The organism is Flammeovirgaceae bacterium SG7u.111 (assembly GCA_034044135.1).
Lineage (GTDB): Bacteria > Bacteroidota > Bacteroidia > Cytophagales > Flammeovirgaceae.
On sequence record CP139021.1, the window covers coordinates 1,184,300 to 1,205,110 of the forward strand.

Below are 20,811 nucleotides of genomic sequence, written 5' to 3' on the forward strand. Positions count from 1 at the left end.
TTTAATTGCTAAGATTAAGACCTGAAAACCATGTTTTCCAATTTAACAAACGTTTTGTATCTTGAACGGATTTTACTTTATTCCATTCGGGAGTGTTCTTATACATTATTTCAAACCTTCTGTGTTGTTCCTTTTTTATGTCATAAATAATTTCACCAACATAAAATGCTCCCCCTACTACCAATCCAGCGGGACCGGTTAGAGCGTATGTAGCGTAAAGACCTAAACCGTTGCCGACTAGTTTGTATGTTAAACGTTTGCCTGAAATTTCACCTTGTTTAAATTTATAAATATCTACACCAGCACCTATAACTGCGGTTGCGGGTCCTATTGCTTGTAATCCTTTTGATGTTAATTTTAAAGCTTTGTATGGCAATTTAGAATACGAATGAAATGCGGCAATTTTTACACCTGATTCATTGTAAATAGGAATAGTTTCCTTCCTCATTAAAAGCTTACCCGTTCCTATCAATTTTTCGTAAGAATTAGCTTCATCTAAAACACCATCTATTAGGTTGGTTTCAGACCAAGAAGCATCTACAAAAGAATTAATTACACCAGTATACCACCCTGTTCCATTATTCGATGTGTTTTCACCCTTATTTTTATCCTTATCACCTGTATCATTGGAAGTCCATTTAAAACCATCTGGAAGCTGCCCGCCTTTTTCTATGAATTTTAGAATATCAGCTGCTTCTAACAGGCCTGTGGGATCGTTAAGTCGTATAGGGTTATTAAAACCGTATCTATATGGCGTCCAGCTTGTTTCGGCTTCTGCCAAAGGGTCAACTTGATGCCATCTTCCCAATTGGTTATCATAGCTTCTAAATTCAGTCTCATACCAATTCAAACCAAAATTTTCCTCCTTTTCTACGCCTCCATTATACTGGAACTTATGATCTGGCATCCCTTGTCTTTCTATCCCCGCCATGTTCATGCCGAAGGGGTAGTAGTGGTTCTCCTGTGCTATGATACCCTTTTTGTGGGTGATCTGCAAGTCGTCGAACCATACCTTTGCCGCACTCTCGTTGGCCACATATACCTTTGCATAGCCGTCCTGTTCCACTGCCACCTCTTGCAAGGGGCTGAGCCTGTACCATCCGCCGTACATCCCGCTGACCCATCGTGTCTCCTTGCCCACCAGGCTGCCATCGCTGTTGTAGAGCTCCACGGTGATGTAGGCCGCCGGCTCGTTCGTGGTGGGGTTGTCGCCCAAGGCTCTTACCCCAAAGCTCAGGCCTATGGGTGCCGATTGGCCCTCCGGAACGAAGGAATTTCCCATTGAAGTCCCCGGGCTCATGGGTGACTGGGTAGCGGCCGCCCCCCCGTTGTCGCCCTCGCAGCTCACGAACACACTTGCGGCGATCTTGTCGCCCCTGCCCACCTCAAACTGTTTGAAAGGTCCCACAGGCAGTTGGTAGCCCAATGTATTTCTTACCAAAGCGGAGACCTGCCCATTTTTGGCCCGCTCCATGTCCTGGGTGACCTTGATGTTCTCGAAGCCCAGCTGCTCCTCCTCGTAGTCCTGCATGGCAAGCTCTGAGGTTGCCTCATATACGGCATCTGGGTCGCCTTTCCTCACGCTCATCCTCAGGTTGCCCAGGTGGTCCTTGTAGTGGTATTCGTACACAAAGTCGTCGAGGCCGTCGTGCTCCGTCTTCCAGAGCGCCCTTCCCTCGGCGGTGTGCACAAAGCGCAAGGTGTCCTCTTCGTAGTGGAAGCCGCCCAGGTAATCGGTTGTCTTTGCCAGCTTCCCACCCTCGTACACTTTTTTCTGGAGCTTGACCCCCGCCGCGTCGTAGCGGTATCGGATCGTATTGCCCGAGCCAAAGTCGATCAGCTCCGGCAGGTTGAGGTGGTTGTAGTCGATATCGACGATCCCCTTGTTCTTGTCGGAGGTCAGGTTGCCGTTCTGGTCGTAGCCGTATTCCCCCGAGGTTGCCTTCTGGCCGTTCGCCTTCCCGTCCTTGAAGTCCGCCAACAGGGCGTCCCCCGCCAAGCCCTCGTCGTCCGTAACCGCCGTGAGCCTGTTGCTGATCCCGCCCGACTCGTATTCATAGCTGAGGTTGTCCACCCGTCCATAGGTATTTTGTGTGGGGTCGCTGCCCAGGTCGGTCAGCCCATAGCGCTGCAGCCCCTCGATGTTGCCGTTGGCGTCATAGCCGATGCCCACCACGTCGAAGTTCTCGTAGGCCCTGCCCGTTGCCGAGTAGTCCGCGCCGGTCAGCCTGTTCAGGTCGTCGTAGGCATAGCTGTACTGTCGTTGTACCCCGTCGAGGTCGGTCTTCCAGATCGCCCTGCCGATGTTGCCGTTGTATTGGGCTTTTTCGTCACCGGTGTTCTCGTACTGCAGCTCCATGGCGAAGAGCCGGTCTTCGTCCACCCCGTCTAGGTCGTTGATCTTGGTGAGCCACCCCCGGATGTTGTATCGGTAGTCTATGGCCTGTAGCGACTGCGCCCCGTCCTTGGCAAACGCCTTTTCCTCCAGCTGCCCGAGGGCGTTGTAGGTGTTCGACGCCAGTACCTCTGCCCCTGTTTCCGTCTGTAGGTCGAATGCTTGTTTTACTTCTAGCAGCCTATCGGCATGGTCGTAATAGAACCAGTTCTTCACCACCGTTTCCTTTTTGTCGGCCTTGGGGTTGGAGTGCCTCGTATGGGTATGGGTCACCTTTCCCACAAAATCGTATTGGTTGGTCACGATGTCCGTCCCCCCGTTGTGGTTCTTTCCTTGGGTCTGCACCACCCTCCCTTTTTGGTCGTAGAAGGTCACGGTCTTTAAAAAGCCGTTGTCCCCGTCGCCCAGCTGCCTCACCTTGGTGGCGGTCAGCAGCCCCTTCACGTCGTAGGTCACCGCCTGTTCCGGCATGAAGCTGGCCTCGCCAACGTCCGCATACGTTTCGTCCGCCGTGCCGTCGTTGTCCAGGTCGTAGTCGTCGTAGTAGCTGGCGGTGAGCACGTAGAGGTCGGCCGCGGCGGGGAAGTCCCCTGCTTGTACGGCATAGCCGTGCTGCCTGTCGCCCGTGTTCACCGAAGACGAGATGTCCGCCACGAACGCCTGCGCCGCGCCGTCCACCTTGAAGCCCGGCAGCAGGGCGATGCTGTTGGATGCCCGGTAGGTATGGTGCCCCTCGTGCCACTCGCTGACGATGTCCTTCCCTTCCAGCAGCCCCTCGTCCGATTCTACCGTCCCCACTGCGTAGTTGGAAGGGTCTACCGCTTTCATGGACGCGTACACGTCCACGCCGGGGCTTTCTGTATAGATTCCCGTGAGCACGGGGCGGCTGAACCTGTCGTACTTGGTGAAGAGCCATTCGTTCCTTGTACGCTGCTTGACATCTTGGACAAGCACCAGCCTGTCCAGCTTGTCGTACACCATGTACGTCTCCCCGCCCGTGCCGGGCACCCGCTTGGCGACCATCCGGTTGCGGGCATCGTAGGTATATTTGAAGCAGAGGTTCGCCAAGATGGTGGCGAAGCTGGCGTGGCCGCTGTAGGAGCTTCCCATTTTTTCGATAGCTTTGGGGGGCAGCACGTAGCGCAGGTTGCCATAATCGTCGTAGACATAGTAGGTCTTCAGGAAGCCGTTTCCATCCTGTACCTCTTTCAGGACTACCTTGCCCTGTTTGTCGGTGTATTCCCGAGATATATGCCCCTCCTCGTCGGTCATTTCTGTGACGTACAGCTCGCCGTCTCCGTAGGTATCGCTTGTGGAGGGCGTGGCGCCGGCGGCCGTGCCTACCGTCCAGATCCTGATGCCGTCCGTCTTGAGGTTGGTCTTTTGCAGGTAGCTTACCTTTTTGTCGTTGTCGTGCCAGTTCTTGCCCGGCCCGGTCTCGTCCAGCACCCGGTTGAGCGGCGAGGCCTCGAAGCTCCGTGTGGTGAAGGCAGAAGTCCCCTCTCCTGTGAACAGGCCTCCATAAAAAGCCTGCTGTGCCGATACTGCGCCCGTTTTGAAGCTACCGTCGCTGCCTGTGCCCGAAACATAGGGCAGGTAGGAGTTTGCCTCCCTCCCGAACTGGTCGTATACGATGGGGATGACAATATCCAGGCCTTCGGGAGACCCTTTTTTTACCACGTTCTGGATAGGCCTGCCCAGCCCGTCCAGGTATTGGGTGCTGGTCTGTACCTGATCCTTCGATAGCCCGTTCGGGTCACTAGACAGGTTTACTTTCTTATAGACGTGTGTGCGTACGTAGTTCTTGTCCGTTTGGGCCTGTGCGTCCCGGGCCGCCAGCCAGCCGAGGACCAGCAAGAATAGGCTATATATCTTTAGTCTCATGGTCTTTTGTTTTGTAGCTTGGTCTAAAAAAATTATTGGCCGTCCGTTGAGTAGTGGTATTCGTTGGACTGCAGGATATTGCCCTCGTGGTCTTCCACGTATTCCAGCCTCCCGAACTCGTCGTAGTGGTAGTAGGTTGTTATTCCGTTTTGGTCTGTTTGGGAGGTCATGCCCACCAAAGGTTTATAGACAAAGGTGCTTATCTGTATGTCCTTGCCGATAGATGAAGAGCTGTAGAGGTTGTTCCTTAGCTGGGCTATCTTGGCTTCTATGTCGGTTTGGAGGGTAGCGCTGCCCAGGGCTGTGATAAAAGCCTCGCCCAATATGCCTTTTATTGTGGCTATGTCGGTGCCGGTTATCTTTGCTACGGGATATGAATTGTTATAGCTCCAGAGGTAGCTTGTGAGGATGTCCCCTGACCGGTTGGTCTGGACCACGTTTCCAACCTCGTCATATACCATGTTCACCTCTGTGGGTTCCGCCGCCAGGCTGGGATAGGACTTTATTAGTATGGGGACTATAGGTCCTTCGGTCTCCTCGGATGTAGATGCATCATCAAAAGGTGCGGCATACGTGGTCTCAGATTTTGACAGGGCTGTCTCGATACTTCCCTTTTTCTGTTTCACCATTTGTCGGAGTACTTGGCTGTGCATGTGGTTTGCCCTGAGCTTGTCACTGCCGAACTCCGTTCCTTCAAAATCGGCGGCGTATTCCATGGTGGTGACTATTTCTACCCCTTTACTATTATTGACGGTCGTTTTGGTCAGCTGAAGGTGGTTGGGGTTTCCATAGAAATAACGGGTGACGTTTTTGACAGAATCCGTCGAATTGTTTTCTTGGAAATAGATGGTTTCTTCGCTCTGCTCCAATGAGGAACGGGTAGAGTACAAGCCATATGTATAAAAAATACCGCCTCTCGAATAGTTAGTGCCGCCATGCCTAACTTCATCCGTAGACTTATGTCCAAATGATCTTAAATTTTTTGTTTCCAAATATTTTTTGTTCACTCGCTTCTGGAGGGTAAAGCCCTCCCCTTCTTTTTTGTAATATTCAATCTTAATGGGGTTTCCTCTGAATGCAGACAAGTTGGCACTTGGGATTGATTCTGCATAAAGGATAGACTCATCTTTTACAAAATCAAATTTATATAATATCAGACCGTTCCCATTCAGTTCTTCCTGCACAGTTTTGTAGCCCACAAAAGATCCCGAACTGGAGACCAGCCTTCCGACCGGAGAGGGCGAGATAATAAAATAGGAATCGGTACAACCGCCACCATATGTTGTCTCTAAAGTCTTAGTGTAAAAAGGAGGGTAAGTGGAGAATGTACTTCCTGAGGACGTATCCGACCCTACCCCAGTGGTGTAAGAATAGGTTTTGACAATATTATTATCGGTATTTACCCCGTCACCGATGGTCAATTTTTTTATCCTCAACCCTCCTCCATAACGGGTAGTGGCACTGCTCTCCTTAAGTTTTTCCCATGTAATACCTACAAAAAAATCATAAAAATCATTATTGTCGATACCAAATTCCGCTACTAAAGTATATTCGCCGTTTTCAAGTAAGATCGAGGAGGTTGCACTATTAATGTAGGTATATTCATAATCTTGCCCCGCCCCAGGCTCCAGCTGCCTTCTGATGTAGACCGTGGCACACTCCTGTTGTTCGTTCACCAAGGGGCAACCATCGCCAAAATTTGCCAAAGTGAAAGAGGCATACCCCCCCCGTTCGGGTTATTTGCATTCAAATATGGGTCAGAGGGGTTGTTAATTGTAAATGAGGTTTCGTAAACTCTGGGATAAGGACCGTTCTCTTCCTCGTCCCACATCGATGGAGGGATTTCGTTTGCCAAATAAACAGATTCATTGTCATATGCTAAAAAAGTATTTTCGTCATTTGTCCTATGGTTTTCATATTCGAATTCCGTAAATCCACCAGTAGGGTAATTAATCTTTTTCAAAATGGCAAATTGGGACTTTGAAGGATCCACGTTTCTGTTTGCCCCATTAGCGGCACGAAAAGGTTTTCCATCAATAATAAAAGTTAAGTTAGGTATCGATTTTTGGTTGTAGTCTTTCCCGTTATAATATCCCCAGTAATCCTCTGCAAAACTTAGCCTACAAGGGATGGGTATGGTCTCATTATATTCAAATGAATGGGTGACCCACTGGGATATTGACTCACCATCATGTATCTTTTCCAATAGCATTCGCTTTGTTTCCGCAGGAAAAGCCGTGGTAGGACATGATGAAGATGTTACATATTTTTTTTCGAATGAAATCTTTTTTATTACCTCCCCGTCATTGTCCAATACCTCTATGCTTTCTAAGGCATATCCCCCGATCAAATCTTCCCGCTGTGTATCGTCGTCGACATTAAACTTGACCTTTCCGTTTGAAAAAATAATTTCTTCCAACCTGAGCGCTTGCTTTGTTGCTATAGGCCATAAAGGATTTGATAGACCTCTAAGTTCATCGATTTCGCTTGGCTTTACTCCATCACAATTAGAATGTATAAGATGATAGACTTCGTTAAACACCCCTTTGTCCCTGTTGGTTTGGTTTTCGGAGGCGTATGTGAACTCTATTTGGTCGGTCTTACTTGCGTTGACAATTTTGCTTGCATACCAAGTCGTGGCTATTCCGGAACCAGTCCAAGAACTACTTTCTACTTGATCAAAAATGTATGTCGTCCCATCGTCTGAAACGATCTTAAATTTCCCTTGGTTGGTATCGTCAAAGGTTATGATAATATTTTCATGAGGGTTAGTGTAAAACTCCTCTTCCGTTTGGTCGTAGAAAAATTCCCCACTTTTCCCATCTGGCAGCGAATACATAAAAATATCGGGATCACCGTCGGCCTGTCCCTCATACACTTTTTTCTGAAAATCAAGAAGATCGGTTTCATCTGGGTCTTCTAAAAGTGCCTCTAAACCTGGATCATTAAAATATCCATACCCACCTTCATCGGGGAGTCCTCTCATCACCCTTGTAATAGAAGGTTGTGGACTTAAAGACCATCCCAAACCAACCCATGAAGCAATATCGCCCACTTTATTTCCACCCGCATGGTAGCTCAGACTGATAGGCAGGGTGAGGGTTTTCGATTGTACCGTATAAATTGGTATTTGGATATTGGGTACTCCAGTGAAATGACCGACAGGGGTTTCGATGTATCTTAGAATACTTGCGGCATTGGGTGTTGGGGGAACCACATCTTGTAGCTCACCTTGTCCACGAACATCAAATAAAAGTGTAAGCAATAGGTAAAATAGAATTGGTAACCTTCTCATGTTTATTATTGATTTTGTAAGTCTATATATTTTAAATTTCCGACCTAAGAAGCTACCGCATTCACCTTGGTCTTCTTGGTATGGTAGCCCGACGGGATTGATATTTCTATATCCCCTCTCTAAAGGTTGTAAGGCAGGATATTGCGAATGTCTTACAGACACCGCCTCTGGCGATGTGTAGCTGCGCTTTTTTGCTTATATCGTTTTCCGTATCATATCTCAAAAGGTGGTTGTTTCGTTATCGCTTTGAATGTTCTTGTATGTTTTTCTAAATCTTAAGTCCCATTTTTATGTCCCATTTTTTCCTATGGAGGGGTGTTGGACCATCCCATCCTAGGTTCCTCAGGGCGGTGATCACGATGGCCGCCTTGTCGCCGATGGGGAAGTTGAGCCCGCCGCCGAGCAGTAACGCCATGTGCCATTGCCTGTCCACGGGTTTTCCGTTTGCGTCCAGCCCCGAATTGAGCGCCTCCCCCTCGAGGTGGAGGTGGGGCAGCGCGTACTTGGGCAATACCCTCGTGAATGCCCTTGCCCCGTATATGGCCTCGTCCCTTCCCGAGCTGTTGTCCTTGGCATAGCGGAAGACCGGACCTGTCGCCGCGTTCCACCATTTTTTTATGTTGTAAGAGAAGGCCGGTGAGAGGTCAACTTGCATAAGTTCCCCGAGAGAGAGTCCGAGGTTTCCCTCCAGATCGTATAGGTCGAACCCATCTTTGACCGGTATTGGAGCTCTCGTCCCCGGTATCGGTTTGTCCTCGAAGGGCAGTTTTTTGCCCAGCCCCATCCGGAATACCCAAGGGTTTCCATGTGTCTTTGTCGGCCCGCTGTAGGTCAAGTCCCTGAGCACCGTCAGGCTGATGTTCCCCACAAGGGGCAGCTTGGCGGAATATCCCGCACCGAACAAAACAGATGAGAGGAGCTTCCTTTTTTCGAGGGAGTCGAGCGCCCCGATGCCCTCGTATTCCAATTGTACATAAGGTGCTTTTTTCTTGGGCTGGAAGCGTGCGTATACCCTGCCTCCGTAGTCCAGTTTAGAGAAGTCCCACTCTTTTTCGAACATATCTTGGCTCATTTGTACGCTTGGCCCTATGCCCAAGGTGAACATACTGTCAAGCTTGATATTGAAGATCGGGGAGATATCTACCCTTGCCGGGTCGCCGGGGATAATGCTGAAATTTCCCTCCAGCCCCAGTTTTTTGAGGATCGGGGCGACCATCATCATCCCCGGGGTGAAAGGCTTTTCCTTCATCCCATCGATCCAGCCCTCTTGTCCTCCCGGGTTTCCAAGACTTGCTTCGATGCCCATCCTAAATACCCATGGGCTTTCGCCTGGTGCCGTACCCATATCCCTGAGGACGGAGGCGTTTAGCGAGGTGAGTTCCCCGATAGAGAATTTATACCCCCCGCCCAGCAGCCAAGTATGGCCAAAGCTCCTGCTTCCGAGGCTGTCGGTGCTTGACATGCCTTCCAGTTCTATTTGGCCATAGGGCAGCCAGCTTATTGGCGATAGCCTGCCGAATATCCTGTATCCGTAGTTTATTTCCTCTTTTTCTTTTTGTGGTTCACCAACTTTTCCTTTGGTGGCCAGGTAAGAAAAGTTTGCCCCGATCCCGATGCTGGAGAACTGGTTAGGCTCGTAGGCTACCATGGGGGACAGTTTCATCGAACTGTTTTCCTTGTCCGGGCTGAGGGAAAAGTCCCCACCGAAAGAGATTCTTTCTCTAGGTGTCCTTGTGTCCTTTGCCGTGTCCATTTTCTGGAAGCTGGGCTTTAGGGAAGGCAAAAAGGAAGAGAAAGGTTTACCCCCTCCTTGTTTCCTGCCCAGCCCCCCGGCAAGGGAGATACCGAAGTTCCAGTCGCCGGAGGTTATATTGTTTGTTTCTTTATCAGAAAAGAAATCCCTCGAGAGTAATAGCCTGAACTGCTTTCCTTTTTGCATCTCCATGGAATATCCGATACCTACGGTAGCTGAATGCCCCCATTCTTTTTTGCCCAGGCTGTCGGGCTGTAGAGATGCCTTGTACCCGACTTGCAGCCATGGCAGGTTTTTGTGGAACAAGAGGTCGCCATAGAGCCTGCCGCCGATGTCCCAAGTGGAGGGTGCCTCATTGTCTCCCTGCTTGTAGCCGGCCAAGATGCCGGTGCCAAGCCTGACCGCCTTGTTTGGCGAGTATTCCAGCGATGGCGATAGGATAAGGGAGGAAGGTGTCGAGCTAGAGAACCCGAACCCGCCGTTCCAGCCCCATCTTGAGGTTAGGGTATCAGCAGGTTGTTTTTTTTCTAGCTCTGCTTGTTCGTCCTGTGCTTGTGCCAGTATAGGGCCGAGGCCGCTAAGAAATGCCAATAAGATCGAAATCAGGTATTTGTTACTTTTCGTTATCAAAGCTGGTTCTTGTGGGGCGGCTTTCCCGCTTGTTGGACCTTATTTGTTTTCTAGCTTTTCCAATCGTTGTTTGAGTGACTGGTTTTCCTTTTTGAGGGCTTCCATGTCTTTTTGTTGTTGGATTAGATAGAGCGTGAGCTCCTCCACTTTCTGCAAGAGCTTGATGTCCATCTCCCCCAAGTCCAGCCCATTATCCCGCATCTCTTTTTCGGAAGGAATCTCGGGGAGGTGCTTGTTGTTTTTCACGAACTCGGCTACTTTGTTGAGGTTAGGAAGGTCGTAGTCTTCTGCGAAGACGAAGTCGGCGCCGGCATTTATGGTTACTTTTACTTTGCGGGCATGAGCTTCGCCAGCCACAGTCAGCATGGCTTCTGGGCTTGTTGTACCTATGCCTACATTGCCATCGTTTCTTATTATCATTCGCTCAACTAGCTCGTCAGCAGGTCTATTCGGGCTTTTTAGGAATTCTCTAGTGTAGAACCTTAGGTCTCCTGCGTCTTTATTGATATTGCTAAAATTTAATGTTGCTTTTATCAATGCCATAGATTCAGCACCATTATTTGCTGCGAATCCAATTTCACCACCTGCATATGAGACATTTCCTCCATCAACTATTTGGAGTTTGTTGTTGGGGGAAGTTGTGCCTATACCTACATTTCCGCCTTTTGTGATAATAAATCTTCTTGCAATATTATAGCTATCAGAAGATAATTGTTCGTCAATAGCAAATATAGAATTTGAATTTATCACTGGGCTAAATTGGAGTTGTAATGACCCTCCGTTTGATCCGCCAGCTAATATTCTATGCCCTGTAGTTCCTGGAAAGTCAAATAATAGATCTCTATTTCCATCATGGCTAAGCTCAAAATTACCTCCTACTTTTAAGTAACTGCTTGTTTTTAGTGCTCCATAAAGTGATAGTATATTTCCCGTTGCTTTCAAGCGTACAGAATAATCGGGTGGGTTAGTTTTTGTATCATGAAAGTCGATGTATTGTCCAACCTCCATAACTCCATCTGCATCATTTACATATGGGATTAGCCCACTGCCTTTAAGCCCCCAATTCTGTTGGGCATTAACTAATGATACAGTAAAAACAAATGCCAAAATCAATAGTAATTTGATTTTCATAGTTGGATTATTTTTTGTTAAATGATTATTTTTTTTCAATAAGTTGGTTGACTAGTTTTTCCAAAGCTTCGATTTTCTCCACTTGCTTTTCTAGTTTAGAATTCTTCTGCTCAAGCCCTTCAATCTTCTTCTCCTGCTCAATAGTATAAAGCATAAGTTCTTCAATTTTTTGGAGGAGCTTTGCGTCCATCTCGCCTAAGTTGATGCCGTTTTCTTCCACTTCTTTGGCAGAGGGGATATCCTGTAGGTGGTTGTTTTCTTGGATAAAGCTTTCTACTTCGGAGAGGCTGGGGAGGGCGTAGTTTTCATCGAACACGAAGTCTGACCAGCCGCTTTTTAATGCTACCTTGACTTTTTCCGAGATGATTCCCGTTTCTACAAAAAGTTTGTAGTCGTTGTTTGATATATTGAGATTATCCTCACCTATTCGAACTTTGCCATCTCCTGCAATATGCATTCGCACTTTTGGTTCGCCACCAGAATTTGAACCTTCTGATGTCATAAACTCTAGGTAAGTATCCCAAGAACCTCCTCTGTATGATCTTATTTTGGCTTTCCCTGCGGCAAGGTATTCAAAAGAGATTTCGCGATTGATTTTTTCATTTGCATTTGGAATTGCATTTGGACCATCGATTATGAGCTTGCTATTCTTAATGCTATTATCTCTACTCCCCATTCTGAATGAACCTTCAATATCTAAAGGATGCATAGGATAATCTATTCCAATCCCAACCCTACCAGTGTTTGCATCAATGATCATGAGGTCTTTATCATGTGAAGTGCCACTGTTCTTTAATTTCTGAAACCGTATCTGATTATGGATTTCATTAAATTCAATTGCAGCTGCTTTTCCGTTTAGATCATGGAATGCAATTTGAGGCCTTGAAGATTTTAGTGTCAATAAGTGTGTAGGGTTTGCTATTCCTAAACCAGTTTGTCCATTGGGTAGCATTACAAACTGCGAACTATTAAGATTACTACCCATATTAAGCGAAAAGGCTCTGTTATTAGAAACATCTATCCCCATTGAGTACCAAGTGTTATTTGGGTCAAGAAAAGTCAACCAAGAATCGTCATTGTCTTTTTTGATCAATAAGGTTCGTCCATTTGGATTTTCTAAAATAGTTTCCCCTGTATTATGGATTGTGTTTTGACCAACTACGGCATTTGAACCCATAAAAAGTCCAATAATGAATAATAGTCTTAGCTTTTTCATTTATTGTTTATTTAGTTTTATAATCTCTTTTTCAAGCTTCTTGATCTTCTTCTCCTGCTCAATAGTATAAAGCATCAGTTCCTCTATCTTCTGGAGGAGCTTTGCGTCCATCTCCCCGAGGTCGATGCCGTTTTCTTCCACTTCCTTGGCAGAGGGGATATCTTGTAGGTGGTTGTTTGCTTGGATGTAGCTTTCCACTTCGGAGAGGGTGGGAAGAGCGTAGTCTTCTTCGAACACGAAGTCTGACCAGCCTGTAGCTTCAACTTTTACTTTTCTAGCCCCAATAGATCCTTCAACCGCTAGTTTATGCGTGCCAGTTTCTATAGTTCCGATGCCAACCTTTCCGTCTTTAAGGTTTAATAGATTTTTATTACCTGTTTCACTTTTATAAATATTGAAAGCTCCACTAAAACCATATTGCTTTATTGAAAAGCTGCCACCAATGTTTGTCACAAATCTCCATGAAGCGTCATCGTTTATTAGTCTGATTCCGCCCTTGATTTCAAGTTTATCGTATAGATTACTAGTTACACCAATACCTACTTTTCCTGATTGACTATAATGTATCAAGGGGTTATTATAATGGTCTTTTAATTCCAAGTTACCATTGTTGTCCATTTGAAATTTTAACGCCCAAGTTACATCTCCAAACTTTAATTGTGCATTTGAAGCTACAATCGAAATACCGTTACCATCCCTCACATCCAACTGTGTGCCTGGCGTACTTGTCCCAATCCCAACATTTCCAAAATATACTTGCTTAGTAGCATTGCCTTGCCAATATTGGGCACTGGCGGTAAAGCCAATAAAAAAATTAATGTAAATGTTAAAAGGAAGGTGTGTGTAATTGGTTTAGGTGTCATTTTTTTATCTTATTGTAATATAGAAATTGTATTATTTTAATATATAGTACTTGCCGTAAAGAGACTCCGCTCAGATATGGCCAAATTTGGTCGTAGACTCGTTTTGCTTGATAAGAAAAAAAATTATCCCTTGCTGTTTTTTATAGTGTTGGTATTGTAAAAATAAGCTCAAATGTTCATTATTATGACTTATGTACAATAATAAATACTGTTTGTTTGGTATTGTTAACAAATGGGTAATTGTTACTAATTAGATGTATTCCAATAATTAGTTGCATTTATCTAAGTATTTGAGATGTGCGAAAAATATCATTTTTTCCTTATTTGGTTTTTGTTATATGTTTTTATGAAAAAAATGCTGTAAAATTCTTAGATGTGATGGGTTTTTGCAATATGGATATTTTGAAGAGTTTTTATGAAACGTTTTTGTTTGGAGAAAATCTCATATGGCTTTAATCGTGCTTGACTTTGCAGGGGAGCTTATCCAATAAATGAAACTTTATGAAATTGGAGCAGTCGATAAAAAGGAAGGGTACATAAGGTTTAATCTTGGTTTATAGCTTTCTTCGCTGCTCTTTAATTGTGTTTTGAGGTCAATTATCGCATTTCTGATAGGATAGTTAAACCAAAGCCAGCTTCGTGTTGAACCATCTTTGTCAGGCCCAGATTGGATATCATTTTTTGGAAAATATAAAGTACATCCCCTAATTTCACGACTGATTTATTAACCACAAGCTTTTGGTAAGTGCCTTATGAAATTATTGGAGCAAATACAGTACGGGGAGAGTAAAATAGTGGAGCTGAAGGAAGCTTTGCCCAAAAACCCAAAAATGAAAGTATTGCCAAAACGGTTATCGCTTTTTCGGGCTAATGATTATCTTGGGCAAGTTCCCGCATTGTACGGTAAAGTGTGCAAGGTTCAAGGGGACGACCATGGATATTTTTATAGACAAGAAGGAATACGGAGGGGATATATTTTCGGTATTGGAAAACACCCAAAATTTCATACTCAACCATATCCACCTCAAGGCAGACATAAAAGGGCTGTACCGCAACGAGACCTATGAAATCCCACAAGTTTCATTGCGTGAAGCCCTTGTAAATGCAGTGGTTCACCGAGATTATGTGAACGGGGGAAGAGACATAAAAGTAGGGGTTTACGATGATATTGTAAACATAGTCTCGCCGGGAAGCCTTCCCAATAGCCTGACCATGGAAGACATTTTCAACGGGCGGAGCGAAGCCCGTAACCGTGTGGTAGCGAATGTGTTCAAGGAACTGGGTTTGGTCGAACAGTGGGGAACGGGTATAAACCGTATAATCCACGCTTGCGAGGAGTTTGGGCTGAAAACCCCTTCGATGGCCGAGAAAATGATTTTTTCGATATAGAAATATTCCGCCCGCAGCTAGAGCTACAGCAGGAGTTTAACTACAACAAAAACAGTGGGTTAGGTGAGTTGCAGCAGGAGTTACAGCAGGAGTCTATGTACTCAAAAGTCCTTCAAGTTTTGGAAAGTTCAGCGTATTCCACTCAAGAAATATCAACTGCATTTGGTCAGAAAAGTATTTCGGGGCAGCTTTATTCGGTTATAAACAAATTGAGAGAGAATGGGCTTATTGAGTGGACGATACCTAGTAAGCCAAAAAGTTCAAAGCAAAAGTACAGGGTTACCCAAAAAGGAAAGGCGTTTTACCAACTGGTGAAAGAGGGGAAATCTTGACTTGATTCATTTAGGAGACTGGGCTTTAACCTCAATGTTTCAGTAAATCCACGGTAAAGCCAACTATAAAAAATATAAACCACTGATTTGATGTGTCTTAAGCATAGTTAACGTATTTCTGGCAGGATCACGAAGTAAGTACAAAACGCTATTTAAAATCAGTTTTACTGGTTTTAAATAGCGTTTTTTTGTTTTACCCATAAGTCAGTAGGGGGGAGTCCTCAGCAGTTCGCCATCAATTGTGGTAATGGATAAGTGATTGTTTTAATATTGAAGAACTGCCCGAAGTAGGGATAGGTTACAATTGGTTTGATCAACTATTTATAAACCAATACCCAAGAGTTTTTGAATCCAGCTTCTCTGTGTTTATGCATAGTAGTTACGGCTTCATCAAAATCCTTTATTCTTCGTGTATAAATGTAGTAGAACTTCTTTTTGCTATTGTAAGCTATAGATGCATCAATGTTTTTCTTCTTGTAAATCTTAATTAAGTGGTGGGCAAACTCACTATTAGTACATGTATTTATCACGATATAATTTCCAGGCTTTATAGTTTCTCTAATCTCGTTACCCTCTGCATCAATAGAAAGAATATAAGAGTCTTTATCTCCAATTGATGCAGTATCAATATCTACTATTTCCACACCTTCTACTTCTTGCCCCAGTTGTTTTCTCAACAATGTGATTTCTTCTTCCATTTCCCTTATCTGCCCCTCCCTTTCTTTCAGCTTTTTTTCTTTCAGGGTTATTTCGTCTAACATACGCTGTTCCTGTTCTCTCTCAGCTTGTGTAAGCTCTTTTTTCTTCCTTTTTACAGGTATATTAATTGCCAACAATATTTCATGTGAGCCATTCGATATATTGGACAACTCTTGGCTTGCCATTTCATAGGCATATCCTATGTTTATAGAGTTATACTTTATACCTGCCGAAAATAAACCGCTCTTGTTTGATCTATATCCCCCTTGCAACCAAATAAGGTTTTTCCATTCCAACTTTAGATTTACATCTGCTTGGTCAGATCCATAAGGCAATGATTGATATATAACCGAAGGCATTAATTGCCAATCGCCGTTAAATTCAAATTTATAAGAAGCCATAGCGATTATATGTTCATGAAACTTTTGCCCTTCAACTAATAATTCTGGAAAAGAGACTGAAATATCAAAAGCTTCATGTTGATACCACACTCCTGTTCTAAACCTAAAAGAGGTTTCGTTAAAAAAGCCAGTTTCCAACGTTGGGTCAGAGGAGTCTACATACTGGTTTGTTGCTATACTTGATGCTCTGAGAGAATTTTTAATATATCCAGTTGAAAGCCCAAACTGCAGGATATCTCTTGACGAAATTCCAACACGGTAAGAGGCTGCTAGTTCTCCACTAGTGTAATCAAACGCTCCCCTTGAATCCGATGTAAACCCTCCTCCTAGTCCAATATTGTTTTTTATTGGTGCATGTACATTAAACATATATGTCCTTGGGGCATCACTGAGTCCCGAAAATTGACTTCTGGACTGAAGCGCTCCAAACACACCATTTTCACTTCCTGCAAAAGCTGGGTTTATACCGTATCGGTTTTGCATATACAGTGTGTTGCCAGATATATCCTGAGCAAAACTGCTAATTTGAAATAAGGTGAAGGTGGCTAGAAGCAGGGCTATTTGTTTATAAAGGCTCATATCTTAAGAAGTTAATATTCTAATTAGGTTTAATGATTGGGTTTATCTTACCAAGGTAATAGAGCCTTTAAACGCGATTCCTGTCTCATCATTTCTGAAGGAATAATAGTAAACTCCAAAAGGTAATTGTTGTCCATTATACTCACCGTTCCAATCGTTTTGGTAATTCTCAGTGTGGTAAACTACTTCACCATATTCATTAAAAATAAGTAGTTTGAAATCGCTGTATAGCTCAACATTTTGAATCTCCCAAAAATCATTTTTCCTATCTCCATTAGGAGACAAATAATTGTTCACAGGAAGTTCAGTCGCTTCTATTATGTCAATTAAGCGTATAGTGACTTTAGCGGTGTCAGCAAGGTTCGCATTATTTGCAGCACGTACTTTTATGAAAAACACATCCGTAGTTTCATAATCGAGAAGCTTAGGGTTATTTACACGAATTTCACCATTCTGCTCATCAATATAAAATGGCTCGACAAGCTCATCTTCATCGTTTTCGTAAACTATGCTATATATTAACTGAGTACTCGGGTCTTGATCTTCTGCTTCCATTATACCTACTAGGGCATCCACTGGACTTTCCTCTTCAATTCTGAAGGTGACATCACTTAAAACAGGTGGTTCTGGCTCGTTTGTTATTTCAATTATAAATGTAGCAGTGATCGTAGCTCCTTCAATATCTTTGCTTTCAATTAAAACACTATACGTCTTTTGTGACTCGTAATCAAAGATGTTGTTGCTCAGCAATTGGTTATTTTTGATGAAAAAACTGGCGTTGTCTGTGTCACCTGCCCCACCAACCAAACTATAGGTATGCGAGTCATTTTCATCTTTATCTTCAGTACTCAATAACCCTATAGACGTTCCTACTGGCTCATTTTCTTTAATTTGATTATTGTTTAAGGTAATAGATAGTGGAGCGTCATTAGCATTGGCGATGGTAATGGTAAAGCCCTTTTCAAAGGACTCTCCTCCTTTATCTATAGTTTTGATGCGGATACCATAACTCGATTGTGTTTCAAAATCAAAGGTCTCAGCAGTGATAAGCTTGTTACCAGATATATAAAAATAGTTATTCCCGCTAGCGTTGATTCCATCTACTAAACTGTAAGAAAAAGAATCGCCTCCATCACTATCCACGGTTGTCAATAAGCCTACAACCGTTCCTGAATCCAAATTTTCTTCAACTATTTGAGCAGAGAGGGTAATATCTGAAGGCATATCATTTGTATCGGTAACTACAATGACAAAGTTTCTTTGTATCTCTTCACCTTCTTTGTCCTCTGCAGCAATCTTCAGCGTGTAAACGGATTTTTTCTCATAGTCAAACTCTTCATTTGCTTTCAAAAAATCATCTTCAATATAAAAGCTAGGTGCATCGTAACCAGACAATAATGTGTATACAAAATTTTCAGTAGCATCAGGATCAGAGGTTGTCAGCTTACCTATCATAGTAGATACTGGACGCCTTTCAGCTATCTTATTGTTATCAAGTTCCAGCTCATAAGGAGGATCGTTAGCATCTTTCACCTCTAGAATAAAAGCTTTTTCCAGAGTACCGCCCTGTCTATCTACAATTGCTAAACGGATATTGTAAAATGATTTGGTTTCAAAATCAGCTTGCGTGTTAAGTAGGAGTTCATTGCCCGAAACTAAAAACTTGGCATTATCAGTATCGTTCTCACCTGATACGAGCTGATATTTTTTCGTATCCCCTTCATCAGGGTCTGTGGAGATTAGCTTGCCAATAGATGTTCCGATTGGTTCGTTTTCAAAGAACGACTTGTTGTTAACGTCAAGGCTCGTGGGTAAATCATTTCTGTCCGATATAAGTATGGTGAAATTCTTTTCTACAAACGCTCCTTTACTATCTGTACTCCGAAGCCTAATCCTGAACTCATTTTTAGATTCGAAGTCAAACATATAATCTGTCTGTAATTCATTGCCAGCTATCGTGAAGAAGGCGTTATCATCGTCATCAATTCCAGCTACCAGCGAGTAGGTAAACGTATCAGTTTGATCTTGATCAGTAGTGGAAAGCTTTCCGGCAAGAGTATTAAATGGTTTATTTTCATCTACTTTATTATTGGACAAAGTGATGTCAGTTGGCTCATCATTTCCGTCGGTTATAATAATCGCCAACTGCTCACTTATCGTTCCTCCCTCATTATCGTTTGAAGTAACATCAATGAAATAGAAAACCTTTTCCTCATAATCAAATGTAGTGTTGGTAAGCAATTCATCTCCAATTATTACAAAGCTGCTGTTATCGTTGCCCGAACCTGTTAGTGAATAAGTGAATGTACTTCCTCCATCTGGATCTACTGTACTTAATTTACCAACTACAGTATTAACTGAGCTTGTTTCCGAAACTTGATTATTGCTTAATTCAAGTAAGGTAGGTTCATCATTGCTATTGACTATAATAATATCGAATTGTGCATCAGTTGTGTCTCCATCTAAATCTTTTGCTTGCACCCTTATCGAATAAGTACTTTTAGTCTCATAGTCAAACTGCTTTAAGTTGCGCAATTCACCATTTATAATTACGAAAGATGCATTATCTGTACTTCCAACACCTGCTACTAGCGCATATTTGTGTGAATCCCCAGTATCTTGGTCACTGACTGAAAAACTACCTATTACTGTACCTACTGCCGCATCTTCAGGGATTTGATTAAAAGAAAGTTGGAGGTTTTGTGGAGTATCGTTTTCATCTGTTATAGAGATCACAAATTCCTGTTCTAAACTTTTTGCTGGCACACCATTATCGGTGGTTTTTAATCTTATGTAATACAGTTTTGTACTTTCATAATCAAAGCTTTCATTGGAAAGTAACTTATCTCCTGATATGACAAACTTACTGTTATCAGTACTTCCTTTCCCTGTTACTAGCTCATAAATATGAGAGTTAGCATCATCAGGGTCAGTTGTAAACAAAGTAGCGACTTCCGTTCCCACACCACTATTCTCAGCTATTTCTGTATCACTTAATTCAATGGCTGTGGGAGCATCGTTCGCATCAGTGATTTGCACGGTAAATAATTTGGTAAAAACACCTTGGCCAGCATCAGTTACTTTTACATTTATGTAGTACAACTGCCTCTCTTCGTAATCAAATTTGTCTAAAGTTTTGATTTCATTATTGACTACAATGAAGCGACTATTATTGTTTTGTCCATCACCAGCTGCTAATGCATAGGTGAATACATCCCCTGTGTCTTCATCAGTGGTGGTAAGTATGCCTATAGAGGTGCCTGTTTCAGAATTTTCAGCAACTACTCCAGGGCTTAGGTTCATATCGGTAGGTGCATCATTCGCATTCACAATATTGATAACAAATGTCTTTTCAAACTCGCTCCCGCCTCCATCGGTGGTTTTTATCCTAACAGAATAGCTGGACTTTGACTCGAAGTTGAAGCTCTGAGTATTCAATAATTGGCTGCCCTCTATGGAAAAATAAGCGACATCACCACTTACCAAGGTATAGGTATATGCATCTGTCGCATCTTCGTCAGTAGTACTTAAGTTACCAACCAAACTGCCTTCTCCTACATTTTCTGCAAAATCGTCATTGCTAAGGCTAATATCTGTTGGGTCATCATTTCCGTCAATCAGACTAATAGTAAATGTTTCTTCAAAGGTTCCTCCTTTACTATCTGTCGTTCTCACTCGTATGTTGTGAGCTGCTTTTACCTCAAAGTTCAAGCTTTGAGTAGTTTTAAGTGTATTGCCAGAAATACTAAAATTAGCATTATCGTCATCGCCGTCTCCGCTAACTAAACTATATGTAAAACTATCGTTATCGGCATCTGTAGAGCTTAAAACACCGACAGTAGTTCCTATACTTTGGTTTTCAAGTATCGTTATATTCGAAAGACTAATGGCAGTAGGCAGGTTATTATCTGTTATTATTTGAGGCGTATCAAATCCTCCTACTACTCCGTCAGCTACAAAAGAAATTGGCAATGTTACAGCATTAATTTCCGTGTTAGTGCTATTGTCATATAGTTTGAAAGTTATTGATCCGCTAGCTTCATTACTATAAACTATTAGTTGTGCCATATACCGGTCTTGCCCAGCAAGGTAAGTATCGGGTTGTGCTACCCCTCTCACTTCTCCATTGATAAAAGCAGCTACCATATCTCCTGTATCTCGTGATTCCACCCCATCTATCTGTAGCACTGCTGTTATAACCATGGAATTGTCATAGTTGCTTGGTGTAACACTCCATGTTGGTT

Annotated in this window: 11 protein-coding genes; 2 read left to right on the top strand and 9 right to left on the bottom strand. The window is 43.6% G+C overall.

From position 1 onward, the window contains the following. Position 1: 1 nt before the first annotated feature. From R9C00_04720 to R9C00_04750, 7 genes are all read right to left on the bottom strand, one after another. Positions 2-4,279 (bottom strand): DUF6443 domain-containing protein, encoded by a 4,278-nt coding sequence (locus tag R9C00_04720; protein ID WPO36746.1) that lies wholly within the window; start codon positions 4,277-4,279, stop codon positions 2-4. Between the two features lie 32 nt (positions 4,280-4,311). Then, positions 4,312-5,985 carry a hypothetical protein gene (locus R9C00_04725; GenBank protein ID WPO36747.1) on the bottom strand — a complete coding sequence of 558 codons (1,674 nt, stop codon included), beginning with the start codon at positions 5,983-5,985 and terminating at the stop codon, positions 4,312-4,314. Then, entirely contained in the window at positions 5,952-7,574 is a 1,623-nt protein-coding gene (locus tag R9C00_04730) for a hypothetical protein (protein WPO36748.1), read from the bottom strand. The genes R9C00_04725 and R9C00_04730 overlap by 34 nt, the downstream gene beginning before the upstream one ends. 268 nt (positions 7,575-7,842) lie before the next feature. Continuing rightward, positions 7,843-9,957 carry a hypothetical protein gene (locus R9C00_04735; GenBank protein ID WPO36749.1) on the bottom strand — a complete coding sequence of 705 codons (2,115 nt, stop codon included), beginning with the start codon at positions 9,955-9,957 and terminating at the stop codon, positions 7,843-7,845. Positions 9,958-9,996: 39 nt separating this feature from the next. Continuing rightward, complete coding sequence (locus R9C00_04740) at positions 9,997-11,088, bottom strand: hypothetical protein (GenBank protein WPO36750.1); 1,092 nt, start codon at positions 11,086-11,088, stop codon at positions 9,997-9,999. Between the two features lie 25 nt (positions 11,089-11,113). Beyond that, a complete protein-coding gene (locus R9C00_04745) occupies positions 11,114-12,304 on the bottom strand; it encodes a hypothetical protein (protein ID WPO36751.1) in 1,191 nt (396 codons plus the stop codon). Then, positions 12,305-13,012, bottom strand: a complete 708-nt coding sequence (locus R9C00_04750) for a hypothetical protein (protein WPO36752.1) — start codon at positions 13,010-13,012, stop codon at positions 12,305-12,307. Positions 13,013-14,100: 1,088 nt separating this feature from the next. Between R9C00_04750 and R9C00_04755 the strand changes: the two genes are divergently transcribed. Then, positions 14,101-14,556: an ATP-binding protein gene (locus R9C00_04755; GenBank protein ID WPO36753.1), complete on the top strand. Its 456-nt coding sequence runs from the start codon at positions 14,101-14,103 to the stop codon at positions 14,554-14,556. 95 nt (positions 14,557-14,651) lie between these two features. After that, complete coding sequence (locus tag R9C00_04760) at positions 14,652-14,888, top strand: hypothetical protein (GenBank protein WPO36754.1); 237 nt, start codon at positions 14,652-14,654, stop codon at positions 14,886-14,888. A gap of 317 nt (positions 14,889-15,205) precedes the next feature. Here the strand turns inward: R9C00_04760 and R9C00_04765 are convergent, their stop codons facing one another. Together R9C00_04765 and R9C00_04770 are read right to left on the bottom strand one after the other, a co-directional pair. Beyond that, positions 15,206-16,567, bottom strand: a complete 1,362-nt coding sequence (locus tag R9C00_04765; protein WPO36755.1) for a PorP/SprF family type IX secretion system membrane protein — start codon at positions 16,565-16,567, stop codon at positions 15,206-15,208. A 42-nt stretch (positions 16,568-16,609) separates the two neighbouring features. Continuing rightward, positions 16,610-20,770, bottom strand: a complete 4,161-nt coding sequence (locus tag R9C00_04770; GenBank protein ID WPO36756.1) for a cadherin domain-containing protein — start codon at positions 20,768-20,770, stop codon at positions 16,610-16,612. Positions 20,771-20,811: the final 41 nt, after the last annotated feature.

Bases quoted from the DNA above. Each gene is read 5' to 3' on its own strand.
- R9C00_04770 (WPO36756.1), bottom strand. From the start codon at position 20,770: ATGGTTATAACAGCAGTGCTACAGATAGATGGGGTGGAATCACGAGAT.
- R9C00_04730 (WPO36748.1), bottom strand. From the start codon at position 7,574: ATGAGAAGGTTACCAATTCTATTTTACCTATTGCTTACACTTTTATTT.
- R9C00_04720 (WPO36746.1), bottom strand. From the start codon at position 4,279: ATGAGACTAAAGATATATAGCCTATTCTTGCTGGTCCTCGGCTGGCTG.
- R9C00_04745 (WPO36751.1), bottom strand. From the start codon at position 12,304: ATGAAAAAGCTAAGACTATTATTCATTATTGGACTTTTTATGGGTTCA.
- R9C00_04765 (WPO36755.1), bottom strand. From the start codon at position 16,567: ATGAGCCTTTATAAACAAATAGCCCTGCTTCTAGCCACCTTCACCTTA.
- R9C00_04760 (WPO36754.1), top strand. From the start codon at position 14,652: ATGTACTCAAAAGTCCTTCAAGTTTTGGAAAGTTCAGCGTATTCCACT.
- R9C00_04755 (WPO36753.1), top strand. From the start codon at position 14,101: ATGGATATTTTTATAGACAAGAAGGAATACGGAGGGGATATATTTTCG.
- R9C00_04740 (WPO36750.1), bottom strand. From the start codon at position 11,088: ATGAAAATCAAATTACTATTGATTTTGGCATTTGTTTTTACTGTATCA.